The organism is Gleimia hominis (assembly GCF_002871945.2).
GTDB lineage: Bacteria > Actinomycetota > Actinomycetes > Actinomycetales > Actinomycetaceae > Gleimia > Gleimia hominis_A.
This window is the reverse complement of sequence record NZ_CP126963.1, coordinates 725,068-741,129: the sequence shown is the minus strand read 5'-3', so window position 1 is coordinate 741,129 and position 16,062 is coordinate 725,068. Positions and strand designations below refer to the sequence as shown.

Genomic DNA, 16,062 nt, shown 5'->3' with positions numbered 1-16,062 from the left:
CTCATCATTGGGGTTGTGGTAGCGATTTTGGCGGTGTGCTTGTACTTTGCGCTCAATGCCGTGTGGGGCGGTAAAACCCCTCAAGAGTCTACTGATTATGCGGGGCCTGGAACTGGGGAAGTGCAGTTTGTAGTAAACCCGGGGGATTCGGGCACCATTATTGGCGCGAACATGGTGGAAAAGAATATTGTGAAGACCCAGGATGCGTTCTTGAAAGCCTGGAACGATAACGCAGCGGCCGCCACGGTGAAACCGGGAACCTACCAGATGAAGAAGCAGATGCGCGCGGTGGACGCGGTCGCGGCACTACTTGACGATACGAAACGCAGCTCGAACGCTGTCACAGTATCCCCCGGGATGAGTAACGACTTGATCGCGCAGCGGCTCGCGTCGTTTGCGAATTTCGACGAGAAAACAGTTAAAGACGCGATGAGGGACGCGCAGGCACTGGGGCTACCGAAAGTTGCGAACGGAAACTCGGAAGGCTGGCTCAGCCCGGGTTCCTACGAGGTCCATCAGGACGACTCGGTGCAGTCCGTGCTCAAACAGATGGTGGATAAAACGAAAGAGACCCTCAGTAACTACAACGTGCCCGAAGACAAACAGGAAGAACTGTTAATTAAGGCTTCCATTCTGGAGCGGGAAGTAAATATTAAGAAATACTTGCCGCAAGTGGCGCGCGTAATCGACAACCGGTTGGCAGATACCGGGGGGCAGACTGCGGGTCTGTTGCAAATGGACTCCACGGTCAACTACGCGTTGGGCCGGCAAAGTGGGGTGCCTTCGCTCGACGACCTGAAGGTCGATTCCCCATACAACACGTACAAACACAAAGGGCTTCCCCCGGGCCAATTGCGGCGCCCAGCGAGGATGCGATTGAAGCAACGCTGGAACCCGCGAAGGGAAAGTGGTTGTATTTCGTGACCGTTAATCTGGATTCAGGGGAAACGATTTTCACGAACACCAGGGAAGAGCATGAGCAGGCACAGAAGAAGCTGCAAGACTGGTGCTCGGCAAATAAAGGTAAGTGCTAAGTGCCGATGAGGGTAAGAACTAGATGCGTGGGTATGTGATTGGACATCCGGTGGCGCACAGTTTGTCACCGGTTTTGCACCGCGCAGCTTACGCGAGCTTGGGGTTAGACCACGAGTTCGAAGCCGTTGACGTCACTGCTGAACTGTTGCCGCAGTGGGTGCAGTCGCGGCCCAAGAGTTTTCTGGGGTGCGCTGTCACGATGCCGCTTAAACAGGCGATCATTGGGGTTTTGGATGCGGTTGAGCCGCTTGCGGAAGCAGTAGGAGCGGTGAATACCGTGGTGCCATCCGCCGGAGTGCTAGCGGGGTTCAACACGGATGTGCACGGGATCGTGCAGGCAGTTCAGCACGAGCAGGGCCACTACGAAACCGCGGTTATTGTGGGTGGCCGGGCCACCGCGTCTTCCGCGCTCGCCGCGTTAGGGCAGCTGGGAGCACGGGAAATCTGGACGATTGCACGCAGTTTCGGTGGTCTCGGTTCGATTACTTTGGCGGAAAACCGGATGGGAGTGTCGACTGGGCACGTGCCGTGGCGTAATCGCCGTCAAGCCCTTGAGGTTATGGCTCGCGCGGATGTGGTGATTTCGACGGTGCCGAGGTCGGTGGCTAACGAGTGGGCGGATGCTCCGTTCCAACCGGGCGCGACCGTGTTGGATGTGGTGTATGAGGATTGGCCGACTGCATTGGCTACGCAGGCTCACGCGCGGGGCGCTCGGGCGGTGTCGGGCCACGAGATGCTGCTGCATCAGGCGGTTCAGCAAGTTGAGCTTATGACTGGGAAGTCACCGGATATTAGCGCAATGCGGCAGGCGATGGACGCCGCGATAGATCATGTGGGGAGGAACAGTTGAGCGCGCAAATCATTTGGTACGCGTGTGCGTGCGCGTTGGGCTTGGCTGTAGTTATTTGGGCTGGGATGCGCGGGCCGAGGCTGCTGGCGCGTTATTTTGAACCCCACGGATTACCGACTCCGGCGGCGTCACATTTGGTGTACTTGACGGCGCTGGTGGAAGCCGCGGTTTTATTCGCTGGCTTCACTGACCCGTTTTTGACGGTGACTCTGCCGCTCAGCGGTGTACTCGCGATGCACCTGCTGGTGGATGGGACGGTGAAGAAACTACCGAATGCATTGACGGTAATCGGTGCGGGCCTGCTTGCTGTTGGCGCGGTGATCGGCGTGGTCCACGCGTGGCAAGAAGTGCATTTAGCGGAACTGCTGTTCAACGTCGCTGTGGGCGCGCTCGTGTGGTTCCTTCCCCTGTTCGTAGTGCGATCCCTAGGCGGCAGCGTTGGGCGCGGCGATATTAAACTGGCCCCACTGCTCGGTGCTTGGCTTGGATTGTACTCGGCAGGTACCGCGTTCGGAGGTCTGGTCACCGGTTTCGTGATCGGCGGTGTATACGCGTGCGTGCTGCTCGTGGCTCGTAAAGCCCGGTTAACAGACACGGTGGCGTTCGGGCCGGCGATGATTTCAGGGGCCGCGTTGATCTGGCTGATGGGGTCTGGAACGATCGCGTCATTCTAATGCCCCTGAGGCGCGCGAGCTCGCGTGGTACCGAAGTGCCTGAGTTTGCGTGGACCCGGGCGCGTAGATCCGCGTGGACCGGCGCGGACGTGTTGGCGCAATCCGGAGTGTTTGGGCTCGCGTAATCGCGATGTGAAACACTGGGGGCATGATGCGTTGGATAACAGCCGGGGAATCGCATGGTGAAGCTCTGGTGGGGATTATTGACCCCGTGCCCGCGGGTCTAGCAATCACTAGTGCGGATATCGAGGGTGCGTTGGCGCGCCGACGCATCGGTTACGGGCGAGGAGCGCGGCAGAAGTTCGAACAAGACCGGGTGCGTTTGCTCTCTGGGGTGCGTCACGGCCGCACCTTGGGCTCACCGATTGCAATCGAAGTGGCGAACTCGGAATGGCCGAAGTGGCGCACCGTCATGTCCTCGGACCCGGTGGATCCCAAGGACCTCATGATTGACGCAGGGACGGGTGATGAGCGCGAAGTGGCGCGCAATAAGCGGCTTACGCAGCCCCGTCCCGGCCACGCGGACCTGCCTGGCATGTTGAAATATGCGCATGAGGACGCTCGCAATGTGCTGGAGCGCTCAAGCGCGCGCGAAACCGCGATGCGGGTTGCGCTGGGTGAGGTAGCGCGCCAGTTTCTCCGTCAGGTGGCCGGGATTGAGGTTCTGGGCCACGTGGTGCAGGTCGGCCAGGAATCCGCGTCTGCACGGACGCTAACGCTGAGGGACGCGAAGGCAGTTGAGGCCAGTGATGTGCGGTGTGTTGACGCGGCAACGGCGGCGCGGTTCAGAGCGGAAATTGATGGGGCGAAACGCAGTGGTGACACGGTCGGCGGGGTAGTTGAAGTGGTGGCGTTCAACGTGCCCGCGGGGCTGGGCACTTACACGCAGTGGGATCAGCGGTTGGACGGGCAGCTGGCGCAAGCACTCATGTCGATCCAAGCAGCGAAGTCCGTGGAGATCGGCGATGGCCTAACGCAAACGCAGACCCGGGGGTCGCGCGCGCACGACGAAATCTTGGTTGACGAGCGTGCTTACCGCCCGACGAACCACGCCGGTGGTTTAGAAGGGGGAATGAGCAACGGTGAGCCACTAGTGGCGCGTGTTGGGTTCAAACCGATCTCTACCGTTCCCCACGCGTTGCACACCATTGATTTAGAAAACCGCACAGCTACGAAGGCGCTGCATCAGCGGTCGGATACGTGCGCGGTGGTACCGGCTGCGGTGATCGCGGAGGCGATGGTGGCGCTGGTATTGGCCAATGCGGTAACGCAAATGTTTGGCGGCACCACCGTGGACCGTATCCGCATGGCGATGGATTCATACGTGCGCGAAACAAGGGCGCGCCTGCAGCCGTGAGTATTATTCTGATTGGCCTGCCGGGCAGCGGTAAGTCCAGTGTGGGCAAGGCATTGTCGGCGTTGCTGCGCTGGGAGTTTGTAGATTTGGATGAGGAAGTTCAGCGGCGCGCTGGAACGTCGATTGCGCAGATTTTTGCGCGAGGTGAAGACTGTTTCCGCGAAGTTGAAGCGAACTGCTTGCGCGAATGGTTGAGCCGCGGCGACTGCGTGATCGCGACCGGAGGGGGCGTGGTAGAGACGCCCTGTAACCGCCGCGACTTGATGGAAGCCGCTGGGCGGGGCAATGCAGTAGTGTTTTTAGACGTTGAGGTACCCGAGGCGCTGCGCCGCATTGACGGCACTGCCCACCGGCCACTGCTGAGCGATGGGGCGGAACAAAGCTTGCGCTCGATCGCACGCCGGCGCACCCAGTGGTACCGGCAGTGCGCGAATCTGCACCTCAAGGTGGACGATCGGCCAGCGCACGTGCATGCCCAAAGGCTGTTTGCGCGGCTGGTGGCGGAGGCAGACTTTGAACCGCGGGATAATACTGGTGGAGCACACTAGCGCAGAGGGCCGAGCTGGTTGCAGAAGGGCTGGGAGCATGAAGCAGATAAGGGTTCGCGGCGAACGCGACTACTCCGTGTCAGTGGGGAGCGGTACCTTGAGCTGCGTGTCTGATTACGCGCGCGGCGGCCGCGCCCTGGTGATGCACACAAAGTCCACGCGGGCGTACGCGCAGCGAGTTGGGGAGCACCTGGAGCCGAGCATGCGCGTGCACTACCTGGAGGTACCGGACGGGGAGGCCGCGAAAACCACGGCGGTACTTGCACAAGCCTGGGACCGAGCGGCGGACGTGCAGTTAGGTCGGGAGGACTTGATCGTATCGGTCGGCGGCGGCGCCGTTACCGACCTGGCAGGTTTCGTGGCTGCCACGTGGCTGCGCGGTATCGATGTCCTGCACGTGCCCACTTCGCTGCTGGCCATGGTGGATGCTGCGGTAGGGGGTAAGACGGGCGTTAACACCAGTCGGGGCAAGAACCTGGCGGGCGCGTTCCACAGCCCGATTGGCGTGGTGGCGGACACGGATTTGCTGACTACCCTGCCGCGGCGCTATTGGGTTGAAGGCATGGGGGAAGTGCTTAAATGCGGCTTTATTTCCGATCCGTCTATTTTGGATGATGCAGCGGAGATTATTAGCCCGAAGCATTCCCATTTGGAATCGTTGATTGCCAAATCTGTTTCGGTAAAAGCCCGGGTAGTTGGCGCGGACCCAAAGGAAGCGGGGGAGCGCGAGATTTTGAACTATGGACACACCCTGGCGCACGCGATTGAAGTACTAGAGCACTTTACGATCGCCCACGGGGAAGCCGTGTCCATTGGTTGCGTTTACGCGGCCCACGTGGCCCAAGAAATGGGGTTGGGTTCTGCGCAGTGGCTTGAGGTTCAGCGCGAATCCTTACGCAACCAGGGCCTACCAACGGGTTGGAAAACAACGAACTTTGACGCGGTTTTGGAACTGATGCAGCGGGATAAGAAAGTGCGGTCGGAGCACATTCGGATGGTACTGTTGGCCGGGCCTGCGCAGCCAACGGTAGTGCCTGTTGAGAAGGCGGTGTTAGTGCGCGCAGCGAAGAACATGGAGGTAATCGATGAGTGACACGGCAAAGTCGAATCAGCCCCGCGCGGTCCTACTGGGCGTGGCGGGTGCAGGAGTGGTGGAGGTGGCACGCGAACTGGCGCGAACCCACCCGGACCTATCCATCGTGTCGGTTGAAAAGCGCGCCAGTGACGCCGCCGGAACCGCGGTGTCCGACGTGCTCATTGACCGGGGAGAAGCCCGGTACGAGCAGCTCATCAGGCAGGCGTCACTGCAGGCACTGGCGGAGCCCAGCGTGGTTGCGCTGCCCCCTCAGGCACCATTGAATTCGGAAGTAGCGGCGCGGTTAGAGGAAATTAAATCTCGCGGCGGAGTGATCATAGGTTTCACAGCGCAGCTGGAGGAGCTAATTCGGCGCACTGGTTTGAATGCTCCGCGGGCAGCTGGATTGGGACCCACCCGACGCATGTTCGCGAACTTAATGAAAAAGTACGAAACTGCGTACGAACCGCTGGTGACACACAAAATGGATACCACGGGGCTGAGCGTAACGCGCGTATCCGAGCGAGTATTCGCGCTAATACCAGGGCGCGCGGTATCCTAAAATCAACAATAATTTTCATTTCAATGGAAGGGAAAACGCGTGGCAACCACAAACGACCTCAAAAACGGCATGGTGTTGAAGATTGATAACCAACTCTGGTCCGTGGTGGAGTTCCAACACGTTAAACCCGGTAAAGGCCCGGCTTTTGTGCGCACGAAGATTAAGAACGTGCTGTCGGGAAAGACGATCGATAAAACGTTCAATGCGGGCGTGAAGGTAGAAACCGCAACCGTCGACCGGCGCGACATGACCTACCTGTACCAAGACGGTGACGACTACGTGTTCATGGACGCAGCTACTTACGATCAGATCCTCGTGACCGGCGACACGGTGGGTGATTTGAAGAACTACATGGTAGAGAACCAGTCGGCAATCGTTTCGATGTACGAAGGCTCCGTGCTGTACATTGAACTGCCCCCGACGGTGGAGCTGACAATTTCATACACGGAACCGGGCTTGCAGGGGGATCGTTCCAACGCGGGAACGAAACCGGCCACACTTGAAACCGGGTACGAAATCCAGGTGCCTTTGTTCTTGGATGAGGGTGCGCGCATCAAGGTTGACACCCGCACGGGTGAGTACGCGGGACGTGTAAACGCCTAGTATGTCTTCGAAAACTAAATCACGGTTCACGTCTCGCACGCGGGCGCGCAAACGCGCAGTTGACACGCTATTTGAAGCCGAGCAGCGGGACTTGGGCACGCCCGGTGCGATTCGTGACCTATTGCAGCAGCGCCAGCGCCTCACCGCAGCGCAGAGTCCACTACCCGAGTACGCGATTGAAATTGTTGAGGGGGTCGCTGACCACCTCGGGACGATTGAGGATCTGTTAGCGCAGTACTCTACTTCGCGTCCGTTCGACCGCCTACCGAGTGTGGACCGGGCGGTCCTGCGCGTGGGCGCGTGGGAAATCTTGTGGAATGATGAGGTGCCGGATGTCACTGCGATTGACGAAGCGGTGACGATCGTTAAAGAGGTGTCGACGGAGGAATCACCGAGTGTGGTTAACGCCATGCTGGATGCGATTCGGAAGAATGCAGCCGAGGCGTTGCAGGCGGATGCTGCGCTAGCGGCGGCCTTTGATGCGCCGAGCGAAGCCTCATATTCGAATGAGGAAGAACCTGTTTGTGGTGGGGAAGATGCTGTGACTGCCGAGGATGAGCCCGCGCTTGCTGGGGAAGCGGATGCTAGTGGCGGGGAAGGTCCTGTGCAGGGTGACACCGCGGATTTTCGCGAAGACCCCGAGTCGGATGGAGAATCTTCAGGGTCCGAGTGGCACTGGTAGTTAACGCCGTCAACGGTTGTCCGGCACTATCGTAGAAGTAGCCGCCGTTTTATCTCCCAAGAGTTCCCAGGTTGACATATAGTTTTCACTATAGGGGGAATATCACCATCTAGGGAGGCAAGAAGATGGCACTTCCGAAACTAACTGACGAGCAGCGCCGAGCCGCTCTTCAGAAGGCTACGGTAGCGCGGCGGCGACGCGCTGAAGTTAAGGCCGCTTTGAAAGCGAGAACCATGACTTTAGCAGAAGTGTTCGAGCTCGCTGAAACCGATGAGGCAGTTGCGAAAATGAAAGTGACTGCCCTATTAGAGGCCATGCCGCGCGTGGGAGCGATCACCGCTGAGAATATTTTGGACAGCATTGGTATCGCGCGTTCCCGGCGCGTGCGCGGGCTCGGAGCGCTGCAACGCAACGCCCTCATCGAAAGGTTCCACTAAATAATCTGAACGCCCCGGTGACGGGCGTTATAAACCGCTGGGATACGGACGTGCCGGGTGGACATACACCCGGCACGTGACACAATTGCGCTATGACTGAAGCATCAACACAAAACACAACTGGGCGCAAAGGGAAACGCCCCGCACTAACAGTCGTAGCTGGGCCCACCGCTGTGGGCAAAGGAACGGTAGTTAAGTACCTGGTTGAGCACTACCCGCAGGTGTATTTATCGATTTCCGCCACCACCCGCAGCCCGCGCGTAGGTGAAGTAGACGGACGGTCATACCACTTCATCACCCGCGACGATTTTGACCGCCGGATTGAGCGGGGGGATTTTCTAGAGTGGGCGACGGTGCACCGCAAGCACAAATACGGTACGCTCCGCGGCCCAATTGAGCGGGCCTTGCGGCAGGGTCGGCCCGCCTTGCTTGAAATTGACTTGGAGGGTGCGCGCCAGGTGCGCACGCAGATGCCGGGCGCGCAGTTCGTGTTCATTGCCCCGCCTTCGTGGGATGAACTGGTGGCGCGTTTGCGTGGCCGCGGCTCAGAATCGGAAGAGCAGATGCGCACGCGCTTAGAAACCGCGCGCATTGAAATGGCAGCGAAAGATGAGTTCGACCACGTTTTAGTTAATGACGAGGTTGAAGACACAGCGCAGGCCTTGGCGAGCGTCATGGGTCTGACGTAGTATTGGCGTGTTTGTACGTTTAAGTCGAAATCTGTACGTTTAGGTTGAAAGAGGACTAATGTCGGGAATTGTTGCCCACCCAGAAGGAATCACGAACCCTCCTATTGATGACTTGATGGAGAAAGTTGATTCAAAATACGCGCTCGTAGTGTTCGCGGCGCGTCGTGCACGGCAGATCAACTCCTATAACCTGCAGCTGGAATCTAATATGGTTCAGTTTGTTGGCCCGGTGGTTCCGGTGGAGCAAGATGAAAAGCCTCTCTCGATTGCACTGCGCGAAATCTCGCAGGACATGCTCATGCTCGAACAGAATCCAGAGAATGTCGAGACCAAGTAGCGCAGAAAACACGCGGCCGTGAATATTGTTGTCGGGGTTGGCGCTGGGATCGCAGCTTACAAGATCACTGCGCTAGTACGGGCCTTTACGCAAGCGGGCCACGAAGTGCACGTGGTGCCAACGCCCGCGAGTTTAGAGTTCGTGGGCGCCGCAACGTGGCGCGCGCTGTCTGGAAGTTCGGTCCACACTGGCGTTTTTGAAGCGGAGGCGGGCGTTGGCCACGTTGAACTGGCCCGGTGGGCTGACGTGATAGTGGTAGCCCCGGCGACCGCGGATCTATTGGCGAAGTTCCGGATGGGAACAGCGGACGATCTTCTCACCGCTACTGTGCTCGCCGCCGATGTGCGAGTGGTGTTAGCTCCGGCGATGCACACTAATATGTGGCGCAATGCTGCAACTCAGGAAAATGTTGCGGTGCTGCGTGGCCGCGGAGTGGAAGTTATTGATCCAGACGACGGGCCGTTGAGCTCTGGGGACTCGGGCGCGGGGCGCCTGCCCGACCCGCAGCGAATCGCAGCCCACGTGCTTTCTAGCCAGACTGCTGCGCGGCCACAGAGCCTGAGTGGAATGCGGGCACTCGTTACTGCCGGGGGGACGCGTGAGCCAATCGATCCGGTGCGTTATATTGGTAATCACTCTTCTGGGAAACAGGGAATTGCGATTGCCAGAGAGCTCCGCCGCCGCGGTGCCCACGTAACGCTGCTCTGCGCGAATATTGAAAAACACTTGCTTCCCACCGGTGTGGACGTGGTAGAAACCCCCACCGCGCAGTTAATGTACGCGCAAGCGCTCAAACGGGCAGAGACGAGTGACATAGCGTTTTTTGTCGCAGCAGTTGCGGACTACCGCGTGGCGAACGCCAGTGAACAGAAACTGAAAAAGCACGCGGGTGACGGACTGACGCTAAACCTGCAGCAAAACCCCGATATTTTAGCTACGGTCACGCAAGGGTTCCCACATCTGCTGACCGTCGGGTTCGCAGCTGAGACGGGGGATCCAGAAACCGTCTTGAACTTTGGGAAAGAAAAGGCGCGCCGCAAGGGAGCGTCGCTGCTAGCTATTAACCCGGTGGGGCACGGTCGCGCGTTCGGCCGCAGTGACAATGACGTGACTGTGGTGGATCATGACGGCAAACTGGTTGGCAGCAAGCGGGGTAGTAAAGAAGAGATTGCCGCGTTCATAATTGACGCGGTAGAGGATCTAAGAGGACGGAAGCATACCGAGTGAATACTCAAAGTGGACACCTATTCACCTCAGAATCGGTAACTGCGGGGCACCCCGATAAGGTGTGCGATCAGATTTCAGATGCGGTTTTAGATGAGGCCTTGCGCCTAGATCCGAATGCCCGCGTTGCGGTGGAGGCACTGGCGACGCGCGATCGCGTGGTGCTGGCCGGGGAGGTTACCTGCGCGGGTACGCTCGACTACCCGCAGATTGTGCGGCGGACACTGCATCGCATTGGCTACACGGACCCGGCGTTGGGGTTTGCTGCGGAAACTGTCGACGTGGACGTGCAGGTGGGGGAGCAGTCTGCGGACATCGCCCAATCCGTGGAGACGTCCCTGGAGGCCCGCGAAGGTGGCGTGCAGGACGCATTGTCGCAGCAGGGGGCTGGTGACCAGGGGATAATGTTTGGCTACGCGTGTGCGGACACGCCCGCGTTAATGCCGGTTCCGATTGCGTTGGCGCACCGGTTGGCCCACGAGTTAGAGGCCGCGCGTGCGCAAGTACCGCAGTTACGTCCCGATGGGAAGACCCAGGTAAGTGTGCAGTTTGAGGGCGGCAACCCGGTTGCGTTAGACACCGTGGTGGTGTCCACGCAGCACGATGAGTCAATGTCTCTCACACAGGTGCGGGACGCGGTGCGGACCCTGGTCGTTGACCCGATCGTGCGCCGCTGTTCCAACCTTTTAGACGTGTCGGGAACCAGATTGCTGATTAACCCTTCCGGTCGGTTTGTTGCGGGCGGGCCAGCGGCAGACACAGGGCTGACGGGGCGGAAAATAATTGTCGACACGTACGGTGGTTTCGCCCGCCACGGCGGTGGCGCTTTTTCTGGTAAAGACGCGTCGAAGGTGGATCGTTCCGCCTCTTATGCCATGCGGTGGATCGCGAAAACCGTGGTTGCGGCTGGTTTAGCCAAGCGCTGTGAGCTCCAGGTGTCATATGCGATTGGGCGGGCTGAACCCGTGGGCTTGTGGATAGACACGTTTGGCACCGCAGCAGTGCCCGAAGCGAAGATCACCGCCGCCATCTTAGAGGTTTTCGACTTGCGTCCAGCGGCGATAACTACCGCCCTCGCGTTATCGAAACCCGTGTTCGCACCCACCGCGGCGTACGGGCATTTTGGTCGCGATGGTTTCAGTTGGGAGACCACGGAGCGAGCGGATGCTTTGCGCGAGGCAATTAGGTAGTTTGCGAAGAAAAGCTGGGTGCCACGTGATTTCATATGAGTATGGAGGCAACTGAGGGGTTATTTGAGGTCGACGATTCACGTCACGTCGCACGCGTGCTCGTGGAAACCTCTGTGCCGCATCTGGATCGCCCGTTTGATTATGAGGTTCCCGCTGGGCTCACTGTTGAAGTGGGCATGAGGGTGCGGGTGCGGTTTGCAGGCAGTTGGCGTGAAGGCTGGGTCGTGGAAACAGCTGATACCTCAGACTTTTCTGGAAAACTGCAAGCCGTCAACAAAGTGGTGTCTCCCCTGCAGTTGCTCACGCCCACTATGTACGCGTTCGCGCAAACAGTTGCCCGCCGGGGCTGTGCGAACACAACGCGGATCATTCAATCAATCGTGCCTAAACGCAGTGGTCCGGCGGAAAAAGATTGGATGCGTACCCACGAGTCGCAAGCGGCTGCACTGACTCCATCGAGTGGTAGGGAACAAGTGGAGTCGCTCCAGCCTCAAGCGGAAAAAACGAGGCCGGAAAAAACGATGCGCAAAGAAACCCGGGCGATTAGTAGCGCAACGCAGCTGCCGCAGGGGAGTGCGTGGCGGGAATATCCGGGTGGGGCGGCGCTATTGAACCGGATTCGCAACGGGCAGTCACCGAACGCAAACTGGGTGTTTACCGCCGGGGTTTTCCCACCTGCACCACGAGGGCCAGAGCCAACTGATTCGCAGCCATCTGCTTCTACGCAGGCTAATTCTAGAGCGGAAACTCGGGTGCCGAGCGCGTCAAAGGAGGAAACGGTAAAACCGAATGCGACACAGCGGGCCAGGGCGGCGGATGAGGAGGCGCCTGCGCACCCGATTGTGGAGCTTCTACAGGCGGTGAAGGAATCGGGACGGAACTCAATTGTGGTCGCCCCAACGCAGCGGGAAGTGCGGATGATGCAAGAGCTTTTGCACGGCACTGAACTGTCGTGCATGGTGCAAACTGCGCAGGATTCACAGCGAGTTAAGTACACGCAGTTCTTAAACGTGCGAGCGGGAAACGTGGATGTGGTGTGTGGGACGCGCTCGAGTGTGTATGCACCGCTTGCGAACTTGGGGTTAATTCTTGTGGTGGATGCCGGTGACGACCGGATGACGGACCCGCAAAACCCGTACATGAACGCGTTGGACCTGGCGATTTTCCGTGCCGAACACGAGGCCGTGTCCGTAGTTAGCGCGGGCATGACCATGTCGGTGGCGGCAATGCGGTGGGCGCGGGCGGGGAATGCACCGATACTGTCGACCAGCCCGCAGCGGCGACGCAGCGAATCCGCAACTGTTGAGGTACCGGACCAGTTTGACCGCGAGCGGGAGGGAGCTGCGGGTTACTCTCAGATTCCGCCTCTGGTGCAGCGACGCGTGCGGGAAGCAATTAGCGATGGTCCGGTGCTGATTCACGTGCCTCGCCGCGGGTGGTCTTCGGTGATTGCCTGCAGTCGCTGTGGGGCGGGCGCGCAGTGCGGTGTGTGCCACGGCCCGTTGCGCGCTGGTGCGCGGGCAGACCTGTACTGTAACTGGTGCTCCCGGCCTCAGGTGAATTGGCGGTGCCATGAATGCAAAGGGCGGGCGTGGAAGACCGTGCGGTTGGGTTCGTCTCGAACCGCAGCGGATCTTGGGCGGGCATTCCAGGGGATCGCGGTTCGGGCGTCGGATGCGGATCATGAAATCGAAGGGCGGGTGAGTGGCTCCACGCTCGTGGTCGCCACGCCGGGGAAGGAACCGCTAGCGGAAGATGGGTACGCAGCCGCCGTGGTACTGGATGCGAACGCGGTGGTGGGACGGCCGGAACTGTGGGCACCAGAAGAGGCGATGCGCCGGTGGATGAATGTACTGGCGCTAGTGCGGCCAACGGGACGGATGCTCGTGGTGGGGGTGGATGACACGCGGCTGGCGCAGGCACTTATCCGTCGCGACCCGGTTGGGTACGCAGCGCTCCTGTTGGATGAGCGTGAGGCCCTCGAGTTCTACCCGGCGCGCTGTATCGTGGCGGTGGACGGGCCATCGCAGGCAGTTGACGAAGTAGTTGCCGCGGTTGAACTGCCAGCCCGATGTGAATATCTGGGTACCGCGAGGCTCACGGGCCGGGGCACCCCGAAAGCGTATGGTACCCAGCCGGCGCGGGCTCTGCTGCGCGCCCACTGGGATGGGGCACAGGAACTGATTGATGTGCTTCGCGCTCAACTGGTGGCGCGCTCTACTCGTGGAGCCAGTGTTGTGAACGTCCATGTGAACCCCGCGCAACTGTTCTAATAGTGTTCGCCGCGAGCCGGCGGGGCGATTCCACGCTGCGCGCTGGCCCGAAGAAGGCCGGTAGTGCACCGGTGAGCCCGCGTTTGCGCGGGTAGTATGGGGCCGGGTTGGAAGACGTTAGACTTGGGACGTGAAAGTTTTATTTGCTGGTACCCCCGAAGCCGCCGTGCCCACTTTGCGGGCACTCCACGAATCCTCCCACGAGGTCGTTGGCGTACTCACGCGCCCATCCGCTCGGCGGGGGCGGGGCCGCACCCTGCATCCCTCACCAGTGGCTGTTTTCGCACGCGAACATGAGCTGCCCCTCATTGAAGCTAACTCGGTGAAATCCGAACCGGTGCAACGTGAAATCCAAGAAGCGGGCGCACAGTTAGGGGTGGTGGTAGCGTACGGGGCAATAATCCCACAAACCCTGCTGGACGCATTAGAGCACGGGTGGATTAATGCCCACTTTTCTAAACTGCCGCGGTGGCGCGGCGCGGCACCGGTGCAACGCGCAATTGAAGCGGGCGACACCCACACCGCGGTGGACGTATTTGAACTGGAAGCGAGCCTGGACACGGGCGACATTTACCGCAGTGAACCGGTAGCGATAAGCAATGACGTCACGGGCCAAGACTTGCTGGCACACATGAGTGAAGTGGCCGCTCCACTGGTAACTGACGTGGTGGATGCGATCGCGGCAGGTACCGCGCAGCCAACCGGGCAGCCGAATTCCGGCGCCACGTACGCGCACATGGTGGACACGAAACAACTGGCCCTGGACTTCACTGCCACCGCCCAGCAGGTGCACAACAAAGTCCGCGCCTGGGCACCCACACCGGGCACGTACACCACGCTTCCAGACGGGGCACGAATGAAAGTGCTAAGTACCCGCATCCCAGGTGGAGCCACGCTGCGCCCGGGGGAACTCCAAGTAAGCAAACACGCCGTACTGGTGGGTACCGGTAGTGGCGACTTGGAACTGCTCACAGTTGCGCCGGCAGGTAAGAAACCAATGCGGGCTGCCGACTGGGCGCGTGGCGCTCGCCTGGGGGAACACGCGATTTTGGGGGTTAACCAATGAGCGGTCAACACCTGCAAAACGAACCTTATGTAGTGCCAAAACGAGTGGAGGCATCGCGAAAAGTAGCGTTCGATGCCCTCATGGCGGTAGAAACGCAAGACGCGTACGCGAACCTCGCCCTCCCGCCGCTAATTTCGCGCGCCCACCTGGGCCGCCGCGACGCCGCGTTCGCAACCGAACTGACGTATGGCACGCTGCGGAAACAGCGGCGGATCGACTGGGTGGTGTCACAGAACCTCAAGCGATCACTAGCAGACCTAGACGCGCCCGTGCGGGTTATTCTGCGCTTGTGCGCGCATCAGATTCTGCACTTGCGGGTCCCCGACCACGCGGCGGTATCCGAAGGGGTTGAACTTGCCAAGCACGAGTGCGACCGGGGTGCTGAGAAGTTCGTTAACGGGGTGCTGCGCTCCATAGTGGACCATTCAGTGGGGGAATGGGACCGGCGGATAAGCGCTATTAAAGACAACGCTCAGCGGGTGTCTGTGGAATACTCCCATCCGGAGTGGATGGTCCGCCAGTTTGCCACCGCATTGGCTGCTCACGGGCGTGACCCACGGGAGTTAACCGAGCTGTTGGAAGTCAATAACGCGAACCCGTGGGTTACCCTGTGCGCGCGCCCCGGTATGATCTTGCCCGGTGACTTAGCGGACATCGCGGTTCAGGCACTGCGCTGCGAAGTGCGGCCCGGGGATTACTCCGAGTGGTCCGTAGTGCTTTCCGCCGGTGATCCGGGCCGGTTGGAACCGGTGCGCGAAGGCATTGCTGCGGTTCAAGATGAGGGGTCGCAGTTGGTCGCGACCGCGTTCGCTGAAACCCCGGTACCGGACGGGGGCTCAGATTTTGCGTGGCTCGATCAATGCGCCGGCCCGGGTGGTAAGGCCGGGCTGTTGGCAGCGTTTGCTCGCGAGAGCGGCGCGCATCTGGTTGCGAACGAAGTGGCGGCTCACCGCGCACGTCTAGTGGAGAATACGCTTCGCCCGTTCAGTAACGTAGACGTGGTGGTAGGTGACGGCCGGGAGGTCAGTGCACGCGGTCAGTTTGACCGTATCCTCCTGGACGCGCCCTGCACGGGTTTAGGTTCGCTACGGCGGCGCCCAGAGTCGCGTTGGCGCCGGCAAGTGAGCGACCTGGAGTCGTTGGTGCAGTTGCAAGCCCAGTTGATAGACGAGGCGCTGCGAGCCCTGCGCCCCGGGGGGATCCTAGGGTACGTCACCTGTTCCCCAGTGAAACAGGAGACAACAGATCAGATCCGGCGCGTGGCGAAGCAACCTGGAGTGCGCGTTTTAAACGCGGCCGCAGCCGTACGGGAGGTGTCAATGTCTGACATCGAGCTCACACCTGTCCAAATTGGGGATGGAAACGTGATTCAACTGTGGCCGCACGTGCATGACACGGACGCAATGTTCCTCGCGATTTTAACAAAAGAATAGGTTTTTCAACTAGAAAGCATGAGGTCA

16 protein-coding genes and 1 pseudogene are annotated in these 16,062 nt (G+C 59.9%); all 17 read left to right on the top strand.

The genetic code is table 11. The annotated features are described in order from the left end of the window. Positions 1-171: 171 nt before the first annotated feature. Positions 172-1,034, top strand: a pseudogene (gene mltG, locus CJ187_RS09400) (endolytic transglycosylase MltG). 23 nt (positions 1,035-1,057) lie between these two features. Beyond that, positions 1,058-1,885 carry a shikimate dehydrogenase gene (locus CJ187_RS03335; protein ID WP_102215760.1) on the top strand — a complete coding sequence of 276 codons (828 nt, stop codon included), beginning with the start codon at positions 1,058-1,060 and terminating at the stop codon, positions 1,883-1,885. After that, positions 1,882-2,559: a prepilin peptidase gene (locus CJ187_RS03330; protein ID WP_102215761.1), complete on the top strand. Its 678-nt coding sequence runs from the start codon at positions 1,882-1,884 to the stop codon at positions 2,557-2,559. The genes CJ187_RS03335 and CJ187_RS03330 overlap by 4 nt, the downstream gene beginning before the upstream one ends. 148 nt (positions 2,560-2,707) lie before the next feature. Further along, a complete protein-coding gene (gene aroC, locus CJ187_RS03325; protein ID WP_102215762.1) occupies positions 2,708-3,916 on the top strand; it encodes a chorismate synthase in 1,209 nt (402 codons plus the stop codon). Continuing rightward, a complete protein-coding gene (locus tag CJ187_RS03320) occupies positions 3,913-4,464 on the top strand; it encodes a shikimate kinase (protein ID WP_158237696.1) in 552 nt (183 codons plus the stop codon). The genes aroC and CJ187_RS03320 overlap by 4 nt, the downstream gene beginning before the upstream one ends. Before the next feature lie 37 nt (positions 4,465-4,501). Next, positions 4,502-5,557: a 3-dehydroquinate synthase gene (gene aroB / locus CJ187_RS03315; protein ID WP_158237697.1), complete on the top strand. Its 1,056-nt coding sequence runs from the start codon at positions 4,502-4,504 to the stop codon at positions 5,555-5,557. After that, entirely contained in the window at positions 5,550-6,101 is a 552-nt protein-coding gene (locus tag CJ187_RS03310; RefSeq protein WP_102215765.1) for a shikimate kinase, read from the top strand. The genes aroB and CJ187_RS03310 overlap by 8 nt, the downstream gene beginning before the upstream one ends. 39 nt (positions 6,102-6,140) lie before the next feature. Continuing rightward, a complete protein-coding gene (gene efp, locus CJ187_RS03305) occupies positions 6,141-6,704 on the top strand; it encodes an elongation factor P (RefSeq protein WP_102215766.1) in 564 nt (187 codons plus the stop codon). Position 6,705: 1 nt separating this feature from the next. Further along, on the top strand, positions 6,706-7,386 hold the full coding sequence (nusB, locus tag CJ187_RS03300) for a transcription antitermination factor NusB (RefSeq protein ID WP_102215767.1): 681 nt from the start codon (positions 6,706-6,708) through the stop codon (positions 7,384-7,386). 125 nt (positions 7,387-7,511) lie between these two features. Further along, positions 7,512-7,823 carry an integration host factor, actinobacterial type gene (gene mihF, locus CJ187_RS03295; RefSeq protein ID WP_102215768.1) on the top strand — a complete coding sequence of 104 codons (312 nt, stop codon included), beginning with the start codon at positions 7,512-7,514 and terminating at the stop codon, positions 7,821-7,823. Between the two features lie 92 nt (positions 7,824-7,915). Continuing rightward, a complete protein-coding gene (gene gmk, locus CJ187_RS03290; RefSeq protein ID WP_102215769.1) occupies positions 7,916-8,512 on the top strand; it encodes a guanylate kinase in 597 nt (198 codons plus the stop codon). Positions 8,513-8,570: 58 nt separating this feature from the next. Then, entirely contained in the window at positions 8,571-8,849 is a 279-nt protein-coding gene (gene rpoZ / locus CJ187_RS03285; RefSeq protein ID WP_102215770.1) for a DNA-directed RNA polymerase subunit omega, read from the top strand. A gap of 18 nt (positions 8,850-8,867) precedes the next feature. Then, positions 8,868-10,076: a bifunctional phosphopantothenoylcysteine decarboxylase/phosphopantothenate--cysteine ligase CoaBC gene (gene coaBC, locus CJ187_RS03280; RefSeq protein WP_102215771.1), complete on the top strand. Its 1,209-nt coding sequence runs from the start codon at positions 8,868-8,870 to the stop codon at positions 10,074-10,076. Next, positions 10,073-11,263: a methionine adenosyltransferase gene (metK, locus tag CJ187_RS03275; RefSeq protein ID WP_102215772.1), complete on the top strand. Its 1,191-nt coding sequence runs from the start codon at positions 10,073-10,075 to the stop codon at positions 11,261-11,263. Before coaBC ends, metK begins: the two co-directional genes overlap by 4 nt. Positions 11,264-11,304: 41 nt before the next feature. Next, positions 11,305-13,536 carry a hypothetical protein gene (locus CJ187_RS03270; protein ID WP_102215773.1) on the top strand — a complete coding sequence of 744 codons (2,232 nt, stop codon included), beginning with the start codon at positions 11,305-11,307 and terminating at the stop codon, positions 13,534-13,536. A gap of 130 nt (positions 13,537-13,666) precedes the next feature. Then, positions 13,667-14,602: a methionyl-tRNA formyltransferase gene (gene fmt, locus CJ187_RS03265; RefSeq protein ID WP_102215774.1), complete on the top strand. Its 936-nt coding sequence runs from the start codon at positions 13,667-13,669 to the stop codon at positions 14,600-14,602. Further along, positions 14,599-16,035: an RsmB/NOP family class I SAM-dependent RNA methyltransferase gene (locus tag CJ187_RS03260; protein WP_102215775.1), complete on the top strand. Its 1,437-nt coding sequence runs from the start codon at positions 14,599-14,601 to the stop codon at positions 16,033-16,035. Before fmt ends, CJ187_RS03260 begins: the two co-directional genes overlap by 4 nt. The last annotated feature ends 27 nt before the right edge of the window (positions 16,036-16,062 follow it).

Coding starts and splice junctions, on each gene's coding strand:
- CJ187_RS03335 (WP_102215760.1), top strand. CDS start 1,058: ATGCGTGGGTATGTGATTGGACATCCGGTGGCGCACAGTTTGTCACCG.
- aroC (WP_102215762.1), top strand. CDS start 2,708: ATGATGCGTTGGATAACAGCCGGGGAATCGCATGGTGAAGCTCTGGTG.
- aroB (WP_158237697.1), top strand. CDS start 4,502: ATGAAGCAGATAAGGGTTCGCGGCGAACGCGACTACTCCGTGTCAGTG.
- CJ187_RS03310 (WP_102215765.1), top strand. CDS start 5,550: ATGAGTGACACGGCAAAGTCGAATCAGCCCCGCGCGGTCCTACTGGGC.
- nusB (WP_102215767.1), top strand. CDS start 6,706: ATGTCTTCGAAAACTAAATCACGGTTCACGTCTCGCACGCGGGCGCGC.
- mihF (WP_102215768.1), top strand. CDS start 7,512: ATGGCACTTCCGAAACTAACTGACGAGCAGCGCCGAGCCGCTCTTCAG.
- gmk (WP_102215769.1), top strand. CDS start 7,916: ATGACTGAAGCATCAACACAAAACACAACTGGGCGCAAAGGGAAACGC.
- rpoZ (WP_102215770.1), top strand. CDS start 8,571: ATGTCGGGAATTGTTGCCCACCCAGAAGGAATCACGAACCCTCCTATT.
- CJ187_RS03270 (WP_102215773.1), top strand. CDS start 11,305: ATGGAGGCAACTGAGGGGTTATTTGAGGTCGACGATTCACGTCACGTC.
- CJ187_RS03260 (WP_102215775.1), top strand. CDS start 14,599: ATGAGCGGTCAACACCTGCAAAACGAACCTTATGTAGTGCCAAAACGA.